This is a genomic window from Bacteroidota bacterium, assembly GCA_039111535.1.
Classification (GTDB): domain Bacteria; phylum Bacteroidota; class Rhodothermia; order Rhodothermales; family JAHQVL01; genus JBCCIM01.
On record JBCCIM010000152.1, the window covers coordinates 1 to 15774 of the forward strand.

General features: G+C 52.1%; 11 protein-coding genes. 7 read left to right on the top strand and 4 right to left on the bottom strand.

Going from position 1 to position 15774, the window contains the following annotated elements:
• The first annotated feature begins 449 nt into the window (after positions 1 to 449).
• From AAF564_19550 to AAF564_19565, 4 genes are all read left to right on the top strand, one after another.
• Positions 450 to 1622, top strand: coding sequence for a Gfo/Idh/MocA family oxidoreductase (locus tag AAF564_19550; GenBank protein ID MEM8487756.1), 1173 nt, complete (start codon positions 450 to 452; stop codon positions 1620 to 1622).
• A gap of 57 nt (positions 1623 to 1679) precedes the next feature.
• Positions 1680 to 2687, top strand: a complete 1008-nt coding sequence (locus tag AAF564_19555) for a sugar phosphate isomerase/epimerase (GenBank protein MEM8487757.1) — start codon at positions 1680 to 1682, stop codon at positions 2685 to 2687.
• A gap of 229 nt (positions 2688 to 2916) precedes the next feature.
• Positions 2917 to 3270 (top strand): transmembrane 220 family protein, encoded by a 354-nt coding sequence (locus AAF564_19560; protein MEM8487758.1) that lies wholly within the window; start codon positions 2917 to 2919, stop codon positions 3268 to 3270.
• Between the two features lie 223 nt (positions 3271 to 3493).
• Positions 3494 to 6184 carry a PA14 domain-containing protein gene (locus AAF564_19565; GenBank protein ID MEM8487759.1) on the top strand — a complete coding sequence of 897 codons (2691 nt, stop codon included), beginning with the start codon at positions 3494 to 3496 and terminating at the stop codon, positions 6182 to 6184.
• Positions 6185 to 6318: 134 nt separating this feature from the next.
• On the opposite strand, the gene AAF564_19570 is transcribed toward AAF564_19565, so the two are convergent.
• The 3 genes from AAF564_19570 to AAF564_19580 form a co-directional block, all read right to left on the bottom strand.
• Positions 6319 to 7419 (bottom strand): serine hydrolase domain-containing protein, encoded by a 1101-nt coding sequence (locus AAF564_19570; protein ID MEM8487760.1) that lies wholly within the window; start codon positions 7417 to 7419, stop codon positions 6319 to 6321.
• A 172-nt stretch (positions 7420 to 7591) separates the two neighbouring features.
• Positions 7592 to 8434, bottom strand: a complete 843-nt coding sequence (locus AAF564_19575; GenBank protein ID MEM8487761.1) for a lysophospholipase — start codon at positions 8432 to 8434, stop codon at positions 7592 to 7594.
• Between the two features lie 15 nt (positions 8435 to 8449).
• Positions 8450 to 10336: a sialate O-acetylesterase gene (locus tag AAF564_19580; GenBank protein MEM8487762.1), complete on the bottom strand. Its 1887-nt coding sequence runs from the start codon at positions 10334 to 10336 to the stop codon at positions 8450 to 8452.
• 288 nt (positions 10337 to 10624) lie between these two features.
• On the opposite strand from AAF564_19580, the gene AAF564_19585 reads away from it, so the two are divergent.
• The 3 genes from AAF564_19585 to AAF564_19595 all read left to right on the top strand — a co-directional run bounded on the left by AAF564_19585 (position 10625) and on the right by AAF564_19595 (position 13883).
• Complete coding sequence (locus AAF564_19585) at positions 10625 to 11638, top strand: GHMP kinase (GenBank protein MEM8487763.1); 1014 nt, start codon at positions 10625 to 10627, stop codon at positions 11636 to 11638.
• Between the two features lie 20 nt (positions 11639 to 11658).
• Positions 11659 to 12543 carry a UTP--glucose-1-phosphate uridylyltransferase GalU gene (galU, locus tag AAF564_19590; GenBank protein ID MEM8487764.1) on the top strand — a complete coding sequence of 295 codons (885 nt, stop codon included), beginning with the start codon at positions 11659 to 11661 and terminating at the stop codon, positions 12541 to 12543.
• A gap of 173 nt (positions 12544 to 12716) precedes the next feature.
• Positions 12717 to 13883, top strand: a complete 1167-nt coding sequence (locus tag AAF564_19595) for a hypothetical protein (protein MEM8487765.1) — start codon at positions 12717 to 12719, stop codon at positions 13881 to 13883.
• A 110-nt stretch (positions 13884 to 13993) separates the two neighbouring features.
• On the opposite strand, the gene AAF564_19600 is transcribed toward AAF564_19595, so the two are convergent.
• A partial coding sequence (locus AAF564_19600) for an FG-GAP-like repeat-containing protein (GenBank protein MEM8487766.1) occupies positions 13994 to 15774 on the bottom strand: 1781 nt, incomplete at its 5' end.

Consider the following 15774-nt stretch of genomic DNA (forward strand, 5'->3'; position numbering starts at 1 on the left):
AGGCAGGTGAATTCACGGCTACAAAACGGATGACGCTGCTCAAGTAAGTTTGATGCAGTTATAAACGCGAGGAGGGCCCGGCGCATGTATTTGCGCCGGGCCTTTTTTGTGTGCGATCGGGTGCGGACACACCCCTGTTCGGCTTGGCCGAACGGTCCCTTCTCGAGAGGGGAATTTGTTGATTGTCGGATAAACTGATGTGCAGGGCTACCTAATTGGGCAAGGGTTAAAGATCACTTGTTAAGCAGATAGGCTGCTCCCGAGCATTACCCTCTTGAGAGGTTCGATTCGGATTGGAAAAATCCGGATCGGGGTGTGTACAGGGATGGCACTATACCCATCCCGCATTTATGTCCGGCAAATCCTGATTTCGATCTTGTCTAAATCCCCGAAATGCAGTAACATGCAGACGAGTCCGAACCAACGTGAACAAGCAAGCAATACGCAGTATGCCTCTCAACAGGAAAATTAGATATGGAATGGTTGGTGGTGGTCCTGGCGCTTTTATTGGCGCAGTACACCGCAAAGCCGCAGCCCTCGATGGCGAAATAGAACTGGTCGCCGGCGCATTTTCGTCTACGGCCGAGAAATCCAAACAGCAGGGTGAAGAGCTACACCTCGATCCCTCCCGCGTCTACGGTTCATACAAAGAAATGGCAGAAGGAGAAAGCAAGCTGCCAGAAGGGGAGCGTATTGATTTTGTCTCGATTGTAACGCCCAACTTCACGCACTACGACATCGCAAAAACCTTTCTCGAAGCTGGCTTTCACGTTGTCTGTGATAAACCGATGACGATGACGCTGGAAGAGTCAGAAGACCTGTGCCGTCTCGTGAAAAAGCACGACGCTGTTTTTGCCCTGACGCACAACTACACAGGCTACCCGATGGTGAAAGAGGCGCGGCAGATGATTCGAGATGGCAAGCTGGGCACTGTACGCAAGGTTGTGGTTGAGTATCCACAGGGCTGGCTTGCAACCCTCCTCGAAGAATCAGGTGCAAAACAGGCGGTTTGGCGGACCGACCCGAAGAAAGCCGGTGTTTCATCAGCCATTGGCGACATTGGCTCGCACGCAGAAAACCTGGCCCGCTATGTAACCGGTCTGGAAATGGATAAACTCTTTGCAGACCTCACCACCTTTGTCCCGGGCCGCAAACTCGAAGACGATGCAAACATGCTTGTCCATTTCAAAGGCGGCGCTAAAGGTGTATTGTATTGTTCACAGGTTTCTGTGGGGGAGGAGAACAACCTCCGCATCCGGGTCTACGGTACGGAGGCCTCAATGGAATGGCGGCAAGAGCATCCCAACTATCTGCATGTAAGGACGCAAGATGGGCCGGAGCAAGTGTTTAAGCGCGGCAACGGCTACCTTTCTCCGGTTGCGCAGCACAACACCCGGCTGCCATCTGGGCATCCTGAGGCGTTTATCGAAGCGTTTGCCAACATTTACCTGAATGCAGCGCGCACCATGGCGGCCCAAATTGCCGGCGAAGCGCCCGGTGAATTTGACACCGACTATCCAACCGTACAAGATGGCGCTGTTGGCGTGCACTTTATTCATACGGCTGTGAAAAGTGGTAAGGCGGCGAGCTGGGTTGACGCCAGCTATACGCCGCCAGCATAGTAGACAATCCACATACAGCGTACTCCACCTTTTTGAATCGAAATTTGAGTAATTGACATGGCAAGACCTGTTACCTTGTTTACCGGCCAGTGGGCTGATCTGCCCCTCGAAACACTCGCTGAAAAAGCCAGCAAAATGGACTTCGATGGCCTCGAACTGGCCTGTTGGGGTGATCATTTTGATGTGCAGAAAGCCCTGAGCGACGACAGCTACTGTCAGGGCCGGCGCGACTTGCTCGCCAAACACGGCCTTGAAGTGTATGCAATTAGCAGCCACCTGGTAGGCCAGGCTATTTGTGACAACATCGACAGCCGGCACCAGGCAATTTTGCCGCCTTATGTTTGGGGCGATGGGGATCCGGAAGGTGTGCGCCAGCGTGCAGCCAAAGAAATGATGGATACCGCGCGTGCTGCTGCTAAACTGGGTGTGCCGGTTGTAAACGGCTTCACGGGCAGCAGCATCTGGCATTTGCTTTACTCATTCCCGCCTGTATCACCCGAGATGATTGATGCCGGCTACCAGGACTTCGCAGACCGCTTCAATCCGATCCTTGATGTGTTCGACGAAGTAGGTGTGCGGTTTGGCTTGGAAGTTCATCCAACTGAAATTGCGTTTGACATTTCTTCGTCGCACCGTGCACTTGAAGCACTGAAACACCGGAAAGCGTTTGGCTTCAATTACGACCCGAGCCACTTTGGCTATCAGGGGGTTGACTACGTTGGCTTTATCGAAGAATTTGGCGACCGCATTTACCACGCACACATGAAAGACGTGTGGTGGTCTGACCAGCCCAAGCGCGCCGGCGTGTTTGGGGGACATATTGATTTTGGGCACCGCGATCGCTTCTGGGACTTCCGTTCCATCGGTCGGGGTAACATTGATTTTGAAGAAATCATCCGCGAACTGAATAGGATTGGTTACGACGGCCCGCTTTCCATTGAGTGGGAAGATTCAGGTATGGATCGTGAAGAAGGAGCAGAAGAGGCTTGTGCGTATATTAAAGCCGTAGACTTTACGCCGGCACACGGCGCGTTTGATGCGGCATTTGATAAATCAAACCAGTAGTTTTAATAATGCCAGCCGGGGTCCCAACAGGTTTAGACGGGTTGTTAACGGAACACACAATCCTGGCGGCCAGGGCCCCGGTACAGCATTTTATCGTACAAACCAACCATTGTTGAGGGTTGTGTTTAGGGGTTCGTAATAAAAATTTTCAACCTTAAACCTGCAACTTTCAACCGCAAACAAATCAATCTACCCGGATTTATTTGTTTGCCCTTAACCAATAGTTTTTATGAAATGGGTCAGCGGCGCCATGGCGTTATTATTTATTGCCTGGGCAGCATTTCAGTACAATGATCCGGATCCTTTTATGTGGATTCTCGTCTATGGATTAGCTTCCCTGGCCAGTGTATTATTTCTAATTAATAGATTGCCCCTGGCTTTTCCATTGATCTTCTGCGTGGCCGGCTTTGGATGGGCAATTTATCTCTCAACCATCATCACATACGAGCCGCCATTAATTGGTATCGAAGCTTGGCGGGAAATGATGGGGCTGATTGTAATCTCTAGCTGGATGGGTTTGCTAACCTGGCTCCTGCGCCGTTCAAAAACAAAAGAGGCTGTTGCCGTTTCTAAAACAACGTGATTTCGGCATAAAGCGAATTTCTCTTTTACATGTAACACCTCGACCAAGGATTATCTGATCGGCTGTACCGGGGAATTATGCAGGCGCAATATGCGTTGCGGTCTGCTATTATTCATTTTTTGGTAGATTTAATAGGCTTCTCACAGTCGTTAAGCGGCAAATGACGGCGTACTCGGTTCGTTTCCTCTGGCTTGTTTTACTGGTGTGCCTTACAGGCAGTACGATGTCTGTACCTGAACCTGTTGATGGCACCCAGGGCACACGGCCCCGCGATCCATGGGTATTTGCCGGTGCACTCGACGACCGACCACGCACCCTGTTTGTTGCGCTGCACCACGACCTCTGGCTGGCGTTTGATACCGCACGCGGCACTGTATACAAAGCGTGGCGTGGCGGATTGCAACCCGCATCACTAAACCCTGATCGCTTTTCTGCCTGGCCGGCAGCCATCAATGGTCTCCTGTATCAGGCCGGTGCTGACGAAAACCCCTGGCGGCTTATCCGAAACGGACGAGAAACAACGCCTGAAGTGATCTATCGTGGTTATCGGATTGCCGGTGATCGACTCACTATTACCTACCAACTGGTTTCTGCGCAAGGGCAGCGTATCGATATTGAAGAGACGCCTGAGGTTATTCATGATGCAGCCCAGCGGCCCGGCTTAACCCGTTCTTTCTTTGTTGCACAGGCGCCACCCAATGTTCAGGTTGCGCTTGATGTGAACGCGCAGACACTCAAGTCACGCACCGACCTCCAAACCAATGGCGTATTCCAGCGATCCGGAGAAAAGACGCATACCTTCGTGTGGGGCAAGACCTTTGATATTGCAGGCCGGCTGTTATTGAACACGGGCAGCGTGACCGATTTTACCACCTATTTTGCTCCGAACCTGCTAAAAAACCTCGAAGACGAGACCGCCCTGGATCCACTGGAGCTCTTCAAAAATACGCGGGTGTACCAGTCGCTGGATCTCGGCGACGAAGCAAGTGCATCAAATCGCATGATTCGCCGGCAGGGGCAAGTCCCTGGCGTGTCTGTAAAAGTCTACGGCATCGGTGAATCGATTGACAGCCTGATGCAACTGGCACCCGGACAACTGCCCACCGCCAACAGCATTCAACCTGCCCTTGATTTGACCTCCAAACAGCACTTTGGTGATCTGGATTTCTACTTCATCAGCCATATCAACGGCAACCTTAATGTTGTGTCCGAAGGGATCTACAGTTTTCAGGTATTGGCTGATGACGGCGTACGCTTTTCCATTGGAGACTCGCTATTGTATGAACACAACGGACTCCAGGCTGCGGAGCCTTCAGCAGATATTGATATTTACCTGAAGCCGGGCCTGTATCCTTTATCGGTAGAACATTTCCAATCGACCGGGCAAAAGCGATTAACCATCAAGTGGCGGCCCCCGTGGAGTGGCACGTTCGACGTGTTGGAGGCGCCGACTTTATCCACCCGAAAAGAAGAGCAGCGGCGCGTGTCGGTAGGAAAGAAGCACGTATTGCGTCAATTTCCAGATGCATTGATCGATCTGGAGCGAATAGCGGTTGATGCAGTGCATCCGGGATTAACTGTGTCTGCCTTGAAAAACCCGGCGCTTAATGGCGCTATTGGGGGCATCGATGTGCTGTCGGATGGCCGGCTCGTGCTGGCAACCTGGGATGGCACACACGGCAATGTATGGCTGGTTGATGACAATCCAGAGCAAGACAAGCAGTTACAGGCCCGCGTCATTGCCAAGGGGCTTGCTTATCCGTTTGGCATCAAGGCGGTAGATGACGAAGTGTTTTTGCTGCAGCGCCACGAGTTGACGCAACTGATTGACCTGGATGGCGATGAGGAAATTGATGAATACCGTGTAGTGGCAAATGACTGGCCACTGACCAACGATTTTGATGAGTATGCCTTTGGGTTGTCATACCATCAGGGCAGCTTTTACGCCGGCCTTGCTGCACCCGTGGATGGCGAGGGTGCCATTCTCATAGAAGATTTACCGGACAGGGGCAACCTGGTGAGACTCGGATTTGACGGCTCTGTTGTGCAAATATCCGACGGCTTTCAGGTTAACAATGGTGTTTGGCTCGACGATGAAGGCACGCTTGCTGTAATGGATCACCGCAATCCATGGTTTTCTGATTCCCGCCTGATGCTGGTTTCAGGAGGCCAGGGCCGTTCGTTTTTGCCGGCTGCTGCCAATAAGGCCGCACCTTTGGCTATGTCATCTATCTGGTTGCCATCTGGTTCAGAAAGCAAAGCGCCAACGCAACCTGTACGCATGAAGGCGGGCCCGTACGCCGGCCAATGGGTTTACGGCGACCTCCAGGCAGGCAGGCTAAACCGCGTATATGTTGAGACCGTTGAAGACCAACTTCAAGGCGCCGTCTTTCGCTACACCGGCGGCCTGCCGTTTCCCGTAAACCGGCTCGTCGTTGATGATGAAGGCGCGTTGCTAGCTGGCGGACTCACTTTTGCTGAACCCTGGCTGACCCTCAAGCCACAGGAAGAAGTGCTGCAGCGGATTACGTTTAGCGGTGAAGAGGCATTTGAGATGGTCGCCATGCATGCGATGCCCGATGGATTTGAACTCGCTTTTTCGGCTGAGGTCAGTGAAACCGCAGCTGAAGACGTGGAGCACTATCGAGTATACACCTGGTCGAACCACGAATCAGCAAAACGCCGCCGGCCCGACAGAAGTCTGGTTGATGCCGTACCTGTACAGGCTGTTCAAATTTCAGACGATGGCAAACGCGTCCGGTTATCCATAGACAACATGAAAGCCGGCGCTATCTACTATATCAACCTCGCACCCGCTTACGAAAGCGCATCAGGTGACGGACTGTGGAGCAACGAAGCATGGTACTCGCTCAATGTAATCCCCGGTTCTGCAATCGGCCAGGCCGATGATTAGGGCGTAACTAAAGGATCTGTGTTGCTTCGTGTATCCGTATTTTCGTTCTTCAGTTTTGCATGTTCATTTTTTGTAAAGCTGCTCCTGCGCAAAAAGAAAACACATCAATCGGCAATCGGCATTAAAATCACTCCTCACTCCGGCCTAATCAACGCCGAGTATTTATCCAGCGTCTGCCAGAGCCTGTCCATATCTTTGTCAAATTTCCGGGTTTCGCTGGTGTTGAGGAAAACAATGTGTCCCTTGCCGGAGCTTCTGGAGAAATGTGCGTAGACACGCACGCCAGGATCGCCGCCGGCGTGGCCCACTTCTTCGTCGTAAAGCTCCCAGAAAATACCTGCTCCAAAATCGTCGTTTATCTGGCGGGCAAACATTTCGCGAAAGCTCTCAGCTGACAGAATGCTCGGTGTGCCCTGGTAACCCTGAATCATGCTGATGAAATAGGTGCTGAAATCGAGTAGCGTGGTATTGAATCCACCGTCGGGATACGTGATCAATTTGTATTCTGGGAGCCGGAATCCACCAAAGTACAGCAGTGATTTTTCCTGCGTATTGAAGTCGCTTGTGGACCAGCTAGCGTTTTGCAGGCCCAGCGGATGCAGGATGTGGGTAGCTACAAAGGTGCTGTAATCAACACCTGCGGCCTGTTCAAGGATGAGGGCAGCGATGGCGGTGTTGTTGTTGCTGTAGTGGAAAGCTCCGCCGGCAGCGTGCTTGGTAAAGTTCTTCTTGCTGTAATTTGCTCCGGTTGTGACATAGAAATCGCTGATGAATTCAGCCATTGATTTATCAACATTTTTTGCAAGCCTGCCCATGGTTCGCCTGATCACAAATCTTCTGATGCCAAGCGAAAACTGCTTGTGAAAGTCTTCGTCGATTGTCGAAAAGATATACGAACTTTCATTGCCTTTGACATCCGAAATACCCGACGTGTGAGAAGCGAGGTGCCGTATGGTGATTGGTGAGCCGGGCACATGCGGATTGACAATTTCAAACGGCAAATGGTTGTTGATGGGGTCATCCAGGTCGAGCAATCCCATTTGCTGTGCTTGCATCAATGCGACACCGGCAAGCGTTTTGGATACTGAGGCAATGGGCTGAACCGTTGTTGCTGTGTACTTGCGAGCGGCTGCCTGGTCTGCATACCCAAATCCTTCTGCGTAATGAATCCCCTCAGCATCAACAATAGCGAGCGCACCGCCGACGAAAGAGGTCTCTTCCGCTAATTGATTCATCGCCTGTGATAGGGAATCAGACCAATTTTGTGCGTTTGCAGATGTAGAGAGAACGAGGCAGAGGCTAAGTAGGAGGAAGTAACGCATAAATAAAGCAGAAAGACAGCATGGAAGGCCCTTAGATACCGAATGGCGGGGAGATTTAGTTACAGCGTTGAAGGGATGCGTTGCTTTAGAGGTGTTGCGCGATCCACTGCTGCATGTAATTGATGACGTTCTGTTGCTCCGGTTCGTTGAAAATTTCATGGTACAGTCCGGGCCACCATTTGAGGGTCTTGTCTGAAGATGCTGCGGTGTTGTAAAGCAGTGCGCTGCCCTGGGGATTGGTCAGTTGGTCTGCATCACCATGCATGATCAGCAGAGGGATTTTAATGTTGTGGACTTCCCGTTGCAAATACTTGAACACGCGGTTGAGTTCACCGGCCGTGCGGGCCGGAATTTTGCCGTTGTAGACCAACGGATCAGCATGGTAGTCCGCTACAACCTCGGGGTCTCTTGAGATGGTGCTGCTATTGAGGGTTACAGTCGGCAGCTTTGGCGCGAGCGCACTCACCACGCCAGAGATTGAGATAAGGAGAGGCGAGATGTCATCGCCGGGCAACAGCGCGGTGGCACTTAACACTACGCCTTTAAGCGCCGGCGATCTTGTTGTCACACTTGAGACCAGGTAATGCAAGGCAACCGTTGTGCCCATGCTGTGGGCAAGCAGGAAGCGTGGTAGTGCAGCATGTGTTGCTGACACCCAGTTTAGGACGGTGTTGAGGTCTTCCACATACGCATCAAAACGATGCACGTAAATACGTTTGCCCTCCGATTTTCCATGCCCCCGTAGATCACACCCAACAACAAGGTAACCTTGTGCATTCAGCTGGTTCGCTACGTGTTCATAGCGCGCCACGTGTTCAGCCAGCCCATGCACAAGCACAATGATGGCAGTCGGTTCGCCTGCCGGCGCCCAGGTTTTGACGTGCAGTTTTGTGCCGTCAGGGGTTGTGAGTTGGGATATGTCTTGCACGTTTGAGAGGGGCACTTACGGTGTTGTGTTTCCGAATGTAACGCCTTCCCAATCATCCGTGCGGAACGGGGATGCTGGTAGTCCTGCTGTATTGTAGAGATTTACTACAGGATTGTCAGCCCAGCCATAGCGCACTGCAACCGGAGCTGATACGCGGCTACTGCGAACAACCACGTTGTTGCCGACGATCGTGGCCGTACCCCTGTGCCATTCCTGGTCTTCGCCGGCGATGGCAAATCCCTGGAGTACAGCGTTATCGGGTGTCATGAGGCCCTTTTCTGCATAGGCAAAGGTAAGTCGAACAGAGTCGTCTGCTATTTCGTGGGACTGGTACAGCGGGCCGGCCGGGATATTGTCATGGCCATACGTCGCATGGAGTGCAGAAAGCGCTAAGCGGAAACCTACGTCTTTCTTGTTCCGAGGATGAATGTCGTCTGCTTCGCCGATGTCGATGGTGACTGCCATGCCTGTGTTGGGTAGGGAAAGCGCCATGGTTTGTGCCTCCCGCAGTTCAGGCCAGGATTGCTGTTCAACCGGGTTGACCTGTTGATTCATGAAGTTGGCCAGTTGCACAAAATGGAAGCCAAGCGGACTGTCCCATTTGGTGCGCCAATCCTGAATCATGGCAGGAAAGAGGGTTTGATATTGATGCGCCCGGCTTGCATTGCTTTCTCCCTGGTACCAGATCACACCTTCCAGAGAATAGGGGACGAGCGGGTGAATCATGGCATTGTAGAGTACGGTAGGCGTGTGCTGTTGGCCAGTCGGGCGGCGAGGCAGCGCTGCGTCTCTGAAGTCCAGGCCAAGTTTATATTGCCAGTCTCCGGCAAGGGTACGGGATTGCTGTGAATTGCCGAGGCTGATATGCATGGTTTCAGCCTCACCCCAAATCCCACCACCGCCGCCTGTATCCAGTGCGCGAACCACAATCACGTTTTCTCCTGCTTTGAGCACATTAGGGGGTATGGCATAGGTCCTTGGCGCATTGTATACCGCCGTTTCGCCAACCAGTGTCCCATTTACCCAGGTTTGGTCTTCATCATCAATCTTTGCAAGCGAAACAGTTGCGGCTTTACCATCCCAATCAGCCGGCAGGTTGATCGTTTTTCTGAACCAGATGATACCGTCCAGTCCGTTTAAAACGCCTTCCCAAAGCTGCGGCAAAGGCATAACTTCCCAGTCACTGCCGTCAAGTTCAAGTGCAGCCCAGGCAGGATTGCCATCTGTGTAACCGGCGTCGTTATCGTGTACGGCCTGGCGCCATTCAGCGGCGGTGGCCGTAGCATCATATGCAGCGGGATCGTCTACGATTTCCTGGACTAGCTCTGCGTAATCAGGATGTTCGAGCAGGGTTTCGCTGGAGGTCCACGCCTCTGCGCGGGTGCCACCCCAAGAGCTGTTGATGAGTCCTACCGGAACGTTTAATGAGTCGCGAAGGGTTTGGGCAAAGTAGTATGCAACAGCAGAAAAATTGCTCACGGTTGAGGGGCTGTTCACTTTCCAGCCATCAGCAGGGATCGTTTGTGATGGCGTAGCTGAAACGACATTGCGGACAGTAAACAGGCGAATTTGATCGTCTTGTGCAGTGGCAATGGCTGTTTCTCCATTGTTCGTGGCTTCCAGTGGCCATTGCATATTGGATTGTCCAGATGCCAGCCACACTTCTCCAACGAGCACATCGTTAAACGTGAGGGTCGTTTCTCCCTCAACGGTGAGTTCAAATGGCCCGCCGGCTTCTTCAGGTGCCAGGACTACGCGCCATGTGCTGTCTGCTGAAGACGTAATTTCTGATTTCTGGTTGTTGAATCGTACCGTAATTTTGCTGTTGGGTGTAGCTTTACCCCATACATTAATATTGGCAGATCGCTGGAGCACCATGTGATCTGAAAACAGCGGCGGCATGACAATATGTGATGCTGGTGGTGCAAGTTGACAGCCAGCCAGTAAAATAAGAAGGCAAAGGGGAAGCAGTAAGCGATTCATATCCGTATACATAAAAGAAGATGGAAGCCCTATAATAGCGTTCTTTCCTATCAATCTGTAATTTCGTGCGAGAAATTCGGCTGCCACTGAAAATAAAAGAGACAAAGTTGTATTCTGCATCACGCGTGGTAAAGCACCAACAGCATGGTACGCCAGGGGTGGGCCGGCGCAAATTTTATTGTAGATGGAATTATTGATTGAAGCGTCATGATTATACGCACAAAAGCGCACGGCCGGGCCGGCCTCATTGGCAATCCTTCAGATGGATATTTTGGCAAAACGATTTCGTTTATCGTTCGGAATTTTGCAGCAGAGGTCATGTGCTACGAGTCGCCGCATGTGTCCATTGTACCAGGGCATCGTGATCACCTGGTTTATACAAGCCGGCGCGCCCTGGTCGACGATGTAAGTCTGAATGGCTATTATGGCGGCATACGGCTGGTAAAAGCGGCGATTAAAGCCTTTAGTGATTATTGTGACCGCGCCGGCATCGGACTCGACGACCGCAATTTCACGTTGGAATACAAAACCAATGTGCCGGTTCGGGTAGGGCTTGCCGGCTCGAGTGCCATTATCACTGCTACGATGCGCGCCCTGATGGCGTTTTACGGAGTGGAGATTGTGAAGCCCCAGCTGCCCAATCTTATCCTGAGCGTAGAGGTGAAAGAACTGGGTATCGGCGCAGGACTGCAAGACCGGGTTGTACAGGTTTACGAAGGGACTGTGTTCATGGACTTTGACAAGGCGTTGCTGGATACACGAGGATATGGCACCTACCTGGAGGTAGACACGCGGAAGTTGCCACCCCTGTTTGTTGCCTTCCATGACAACCTTTCTGAAGGCACAGAAATCTACCACAATAATCTGCGAAGCCGGTTCGACCGCGGCGAAAAAGAAGTAGTGGACGGCATCAAAACCTTTGCCTCCTTTGCACAGGAAGCTTACGATCTGATCGAAGCCGGTAAGGGACTGGACATTGGACCCCTTATGGATGCAAACTTTGACTTGCGGGCCTCATTGAGCAAAATCAGTGATGGCAACATGCGCCTGGTGAAAGCAGGGCGGAAGTTTGATGCCAATGTTAAGTTTGCAGGCTCGGGTGGTGCGGTTGTGGGCATGTACGACGGCGATCCGGAACGGCTGAAGAAAATCAAACAAGCGTATGAATCGTTGGGGGCACAGTTGTTGATTCCCAACATATTGCCCGAATCAGCGGGCTAACCAGAGTTAGTAGCGAGCATATGAAACGTGTGACCAAAGCGATCATCCCGGCTGCGGGTATGGGGACCCGGTTTTTGCCGGCGACCAAGTCGATGCCCAAAGAGATGTTGCCCATCATCGATAAGCCTGTACTGCAGTACGTGATCGAAGAAGCCATTGAAAGTGGCATTGAAGATATCTTGATTATCACAGGTCGTGGCAAACGCGCAATCGAAAATCATCTCGATTATGCCCCGGAGCTGGAGGGCTTTCTGCGCGAAGCTGGCAAAGATCACCTGATCAATACGGTGCACGACATAGCAGATAAAGCGCGGATTTTCTACATCCGACAAAAAGTACAGCGTGGCCTTGGTGATGCCATTCGGATTGGTCGCAGGCATATCGCCAATGAACCGTTTGCAGTACTGTTGGGTGATACCATCATCAATCCCGAAGCAGGGAGTCCGCCGGGATTGAAGCAGCTGGTTGATGTGTATGAAAAGAAGCAGGCAAGCGTGGTTGCCGTGCACCGCGTACCCGAAGAGTGGGTAAGCCGCTACGGCGTGGTCGCCGGCACGGCAGATGAAAAGCTTGAAAACGTGTACAGACTCTCACATCTCGTTGAAAAGCCGGCGCCGCAAGAAGCACCTAGCAACCTCGCCATCGCCGGTCGATACGTTTTCTCGCCCGAAATCTTTGCCTGCATCGACGAAACAACCGAAGGCGTCGGCGGCGAAATCCAGTTAACGGACGCCATGAACATGCTCGCCCGCACTGAACCCATGTACGCGCTGCACTGGCAAGCCCGCCGCTACGACATTGGCAACCGCGTAGAATATGCCAAATGCTTCATAGATTACGCAATGAGACGCGAAGACACCCGCGACGCGGTACGGGCACATTTGAAGGCGGAGTGGGGGATTTAGGGAGGTTTGAATATCGAATATCGAACAAGGAATTTTGAATGTCGAAGGGATATCTTCCATCGAAAATCGAAAATCGAAAATCGAAAATCGGCACTCAATTCAGCCCTGTATCCTTTCGCCGATAGCTGACGTATAACACCATCCTGTATTCAAGCACAAACCATTCAACTTTGATGACACGACACATCGCGCAGCTTCTGCTGCTTTGCGTGCTGCCCTTGTTTGCCGCATGTCAGGAAGAACCACATCCAGCTGATAGTTATCCGGAGCCGTTTAGCGGCCAGGTACTGCAGGGTGACTCCCTGATTTCACCCGTGCCTCAACGGATCTCGCAGCGCACATTTGAAGATTCTACTACCGTTGTGCTACGTCAATACACCGTATTTCCTGATTCAGCTTCGTCAGGTACGCCTCCCGAGCGTATGATGAAAATGCCAATCGCAGCCGGCCTCGATTCGCGTGAAGAGACGCTGTATGTGATGGACACCGAGTCGTTGCTGATCAACAAATACGACGTAGCCAGCGCGGAACTTACCGATGTGATTACGTCTGCCAAAGACGCACACGAGCCTAGTAACTACGGTGCCGGCCTTCGCATGATTTCTGATGAAGAAATGTGGCTTTATGGGGTCAAAAAGGCCCGTATAACGCAGATGTCGACGACGGGCGATCTGGGCCGTGACATCAAATTTAAATCAGGTGAACACCATGCCGTCAGTACTTCCGGAAACTACGTGGTGCGGCGAATAAATGACGATATCGAATTATTCCACACCTATACATCTAAAGACAAGGCACAGGCTTCATTTGGGATTCTCTCATCCGAAAAAATTGAACTGAATGGCGAGTCTTTTAAAGGCCATGGCATGGGGTTCATGGGGTCCGTGATTTCTGATGGGACCGACAGTTTTGTATACGCAGCCCAATTTGGCGGTGTATTGCTACGATATAAAATGGACGGTTCGCTGCAGTATTTTCGGGAAGCCATCAAGCCAGGTTCTTTTCCCGGTTTGGCAGCATACACACCTTCGGGTCCCAATTCCTGGTCCATTGACGACGGTGTTTCGAACCATATCAGCTATCCGATCAATGAGTGGAATGGTACCATCTACTATTTTGTCACGGAGAAAGGGGAAGACAGCACGCGTTGGATGATTGATGCATACGATTATGATAACGGCGATTACCTTTATTCAATAAATCGCCGTGAAACTTGCCGATACATATTTATAACCGACGAGCACATCTACGCACACTGCATTGATCCCGGTGGGTTTGTGCAGTTTAAGCGCGAAGGCCCGCCTGAAGTACTGCCAGTTACTGATCTTGCGGAGTTATAGACGCAGCGAAAGATACAAACGTGAGCGGGAGGCAGGTCCGGGCGCACTCGAATCCTTCCCTGCCTCCGTACCCACGCATTGCTTTTCTTGCTACCATGCAGCGTGAAAAGTTATCGGTGTACAAGTTGCCGGCTGATTCGGCCGCGGTCTGATGCCAAAACCACGTGATAGACGCCGGCGGCAAGATCCTGAGGTGAATCGAAGAGCGGAGTCACAGACGTACCCGTTGGCAAATGTATAGGCCGTTGGTGCACCTGCTGCCCGGCTACATTGTAAACCAGCAATTGCATCGTTGCCCCGTTGCCCAGGTTATTGACAAGGCGTAGGTTTGCCGCGGCCATGTCAATTGCTGGGTTGGGATACAGGTCGAAAGAAACGGACGGGGGGAGCACCGATTCACCTGTGGTGCCTACATTAATGACTTCTGTCACTTCTACCAGTTGATTGGGGCTGACGTCGGTGAATATCTGGCGGTTGCCGGCAGGCCATGAGACAATGAGGGTATCAACCATTGTGGCGTCGCCCAGGCCGAAGTGTACCGTACTGCTGTTCTGACCGGCGTAACCCGTTTGCGCCTGTATATCGCGCAATTGCCACGTAGGTACACCATCAATCACCGCTCTTGCCCGGATGCGCGCGCCGATGGCATCCCGGTTGGTGGACACGCCCGTCAGCTTCAACTTGAGCCATGCGTTGGCATTGCCTTCATTGATGAGTAAACTGTTGGGCAATTCATTGCTTGTTGCGCTGTTTTTGCAGTTGGCAAAAGCAAGGTCTGGCGCGCCGTCGTTGTTGACATCTCCCCAGGCTACGCCAAATGAGCAAACAGCCTCATTGGTTTCGAATTCAGCGGAAACGTCGACAAACGTTCCATCTCCCTGATTTTGGAAAAGCGCGTTGGGCAGGCCGGCATTGCAAAATCCATTGCTGACAGCCAGGTCGAGGTCGCCATCATTGTCGTAGTCAGCAAATGCAGAACCGAAGCTGCAAGTGCTTGCTGTGGTAACCGGATCGTCTGTTATGGCTTCAAAGGTGCCGTTCCCCATATTGCGGAAGAGTTGGTCGGACAGGGGACGGAAGAAATTGGAGTTACCCACAAACAGATCAAGATCACCGTCGTTGTCGATGTCACCCCATGATGCTGTGATACTGCCTCTGCTGTCGGTTACAATCAGGCCTTCAGTAAGCTTCTCAAATCCACCGCTGCCTGTACCCCAAAAAAGGTCATTGGGATTGTTGCCTTCGTTGGCCACAAAAAGATCGGTCAGGCCGTCGTTGTTGAAATCACCCCAGATAGCGCCGCGGCTGGGTTCGTTGTCGTTAACCAACGGATGGTTGTTGACCCGCAAAAAGGTTTCGTTTTTGAGATTACGGTACAGAAAGTTATTGCCCTGGGTACCGCTACTGGTTATGTAGAGGTCGAGCCAGCCGTCGTTGTCGTAATCACCAAATGCGGCTGTTTCAGCAAAGGAGCCGCTTACGATGCCGGCGCTGCCTTTGAAGTTGAGGGCGCCGTTGCCATCGTTCAGGTACAGCAAGTCGGCCACGCCATACCAGCTTGAGACCATGGCGTCGAGGTGCCCATCGTTGTTATAATCTGCAAAACTGGCGCCGTCAGCCGGTGATGATGCTTGCACAATTGCCATGTCTGTGACCTGCACCAGTGTGCCAGTGCCGTCATTCAGGTAGAGGAGGTCTTTTTGGCCGCCTTGCAGTCCGTTGGAAATATAAAGGTCGTCCCAGCCGTCGTTGTTCAGGTCGATGAAGTTAACGCTGCGGCTATCTGATTCAGGATTGGTAAACGTGGCTGATGCGTCGCTGAACACCTGTGCCTGGGTAGGTGTGGTGAGCCATACGGTAAGCAGGATGATTACTGCCCGTCGTACCGTTG